The organism is Methylobacterium sp. WL7, assembly GCF_008040085.1.
In the GTDB taxonomy this organism is placed as follows: Bacteria; Pseudomonadota; Alphaproteobacteria; order Rhizobiales; family Beijerinckiaceae; genus Methylobacterium; species Methylobacterium mesophilicum.
This window is the reverse complement of sequence record NZ_VRVG01000272.1, coordinates 1-2,532: the sequence shown is the minus strand read 5'-3', so window position 1 is coordinate 2,532 and position 2,532 is coordinate 1. Positions and strand designations below refer to the sequence as shown.

At 70.9% G+C, this 2,532-nt stretch carries 3 protein-coding genes; 2 read left to right on the top strand and 1 reads right to left on the bottom strand.

Annotation, left to right across the window (positions count from 1 at the left end; all coding sequences use genetic code 11):
- A partial coding sequence (locus FV233_RS30980; RefSeq protein WP_210249518.1) for a hypothetical protein occupies positions 1 to 188 on the top strand: 188 nt, incomplete at its 5' end.
- A complete protein-coding gene (locus tag FV233_RS29080; RefSeq protein ID WP_147899605.1) occupies positions 173 to 1,327 on the top strand; it encodes an acyl-CoA dehydrogenase in 1,155 nt (384 codons plus the stop codon). The genes FV233_RS30980 and FV233_RS29080, both read left to right, overlap by 16 nt.
- A gap of 285 nt (positions 1,328 to 1,612) precedes the next feature.
- Here FV233_RS29080 and FV233_RS29070 read toward each other — a convergent pair whose 3' ends face one another.
- A complete protein-coding gene (locus FV233_RS29070; protein WP_147855675.1) occupies positions 1,613 to 2,485 on the bottom strand; it encodes a tetratricopeptide repeat protein in 873 nt (290 codons plus the stop codon).
- Positions 2,486 to 2,532: the final 47 nt, after the last annotated feature.

Here is a 2,532-nt window from a genome sequence, read left to right as displayed (position 1 = left end):
CCCACCCCCCTCATCCTGAGGCGCGGCGAAGCCGCCTCGAAGGAGGGCTCCAGGGATCGCGCGGCCGGCTGGAGGCCTCCTTCGAAGCCTCCGCTGCACTCCGGCACCTCCAGGATGAGGGGGCGGCTGGGATGAACGCCGCGACCGTGACCTTCCGCGAGAGGACACCGACATGGATTTCGACCTGAACGAGGACCAGTCGCTCCTGCGCGACAGCGTCGAGCGGATGGCGGCGGACCTGTATCCGTCGCTGGAGAGCCGGCAGGCGCGGCTGAAGGCCCCCCTGGGCTTCCCCGAAGAGGGCTGGGCGGCGTTCGCCGAACTCGGCGTGACCGGCCTGCCCTTCTCCGAGGACGAGGGCGGGCTGGCCGGCGGTCCGGTCGAGACCATGCTGGTCATGGAGGCGGTGGGGCGCAACCTCGTGGTCGAGCCGCTGTTCGCGAGCCTCGTGCTCGGCGCGACGGCGCTCCGGCTCGGCGGCAGCGCGGCGCAGAAGGAAAAGATCCTGCCCGGCGTGATCGACGGCAGCCTGCGGCTGACCCTGGCCCATACCGAGCGCCAGTCGCGCTACGACCTCCACGACGTGGCGGCCACGGCCCGGCGCTCGGGCGACGGGTTCGTGCTGAGCGGGGCGAAGAGCGTCGTGCCCAATGCCGACGCGGCCGGGCTGATGGTGGTCTCGGCGCGCATCTCCGGGGAGCGGCGCGACCCGCATGGGATCGGCCTGTTCCTGGTGCCGGCGGATGCCCGGGGGGTGGCGATCGAGGCCTACCCGACCCAGGATGGCGGCCGGGCCGCCGAGGTGTCGTTCTCGGACGTCGCGCTGCCGGCCGATGCGGCGCTGGGCGATCCCGAGGGCGGCCTGCCGCTGCTGGAGCGGGTGGCCGAGCACGGCATCGCGGCGCTCGCCGCCGAAGCGGTCGGCTCGATGGATGCGCTCCACAAGCTCACGGTGGCGTATCTCAAGACCCGCACGCAGTTCGGGGTCAGCGTCGGCTCGTTCCAGGCCCTGCAGCACCGGGCCGTGGACATGCTGATCCAACTCGAACAGGCGCGCTCGATGGCGCTCTACGCCGCCATGATGGTGGAGGCGGAGGATCCCGCGGCGCGCGCGGCGGCGCTGGCGGCCGTGAAGGTGCAGATCAACAAGGCCTGCCGGTTCGTCGGCCAGGAGGCGGTGCAGCTCCACGGCGGCATCGGCATGACGCTCGAATACATCGGCGCCCACCACTTCAAGCGGCTCGCCATGATCGAATACCAGCTCGGCGACACCGCCCACCACCTGCGCCGGATCACGCAAGGGGAGGATGGGCTGCTGGCGGCGTAAGGGGCGACTTTCGCGCGCCATCCCGCCCAAACCCCCGTCATCTCAGAGGCTGTGAGTTCTCCGATCCTTCGAGGAGGGAGCGCGACAGGCCCCCTCTCCCGTGCGGGAGAGGGCTGGGGTGAGGGACCAGGTCTTTCCGGACAGGTCGCACCCCTCACCCTGTCCCTCTCCCGCACGGGAGAGGGGACCCGCGCCTCGTCCTGGCGTTGCAAGCCCGTCTGTCGATCGAAGGACCACAGCCCGTCAGGATGAGGGGGATGGGTGGGATGAACCGGGCAAAAAAGATCAGTTGAACAGCGAGCCGACCCCGCCCTGCACGCGGCCGAGGCCGGCGCGGGCGACGGCGTTGTTGGGTTCGATCACGGCGGCGCGCTGGTAGTTCTCGAGCGCCTCCTTGCGCTGGCCCGACTTCTCGTAGGCGAGGCCGCGATAGGCCCAGGAGGTGGCGTCCTTGTTGTTCACGTTGAGCGCCGCGTTGTAGTCCTCGATCGCCTTCGGGTACTGGTTGGTGGCGATCAGGCTCTGGCCGCGCGCCGCGTAGGGCGCGGACACGAACGGGTTGCGGTCGATGGCGGCGTCGAAGTCGGCGATCGCCTGGGCGTCCTGACCCTGCTTCTGCCGGACCAGGCCGCGGGCATGGTAGGCCTCGGCCGATTCGGGCATCAGCCGGATCGCGACGTTGAGGTCGGCGAGCGCCTGGTCGACGTTGCCCTGGGCGCGCTCGACGTTGGCGCGGCCGATATAGGCCGGCCCGTAATTCGGGTCGATGCCGATCGCCTTGGTGAAGTCCTGCAGGGCGGCGGCGTCGCGGCCGACCTGGCGCTCGGCCAGGGCGCGGTTGTTGTAGGCCGAGCCCGAATTCGGGTCGATCTGGATCGCCTTGGTGAAGTCGGCGATGGCGTCGTTGAACTGGCCGGCCCGGGCATAGGCGGCGCCGCGGGTGTTGTAGGCGGCGGCGTCGTTCGGGTTGCGCTGGATCACCTCGGTCAGCGAGGCGATGTTGACGTTGGTGGCGCCGGTGGTGTCGGTCTCCACCACCGCGTATTGCCGCGGGCCGGCGGCGCTGCCGACGGTTTCACAGCCCGCGAGCGCCGCGGCCGAGAGCGTGGCCGCGCCGATCAGCGCGATCTTGTGTGCCAGCCCGTTGCGTACGATCATCGCCCCACTCTCCCCGGGGCGCGGCCCGCCTTCGCGCGCGCACCACC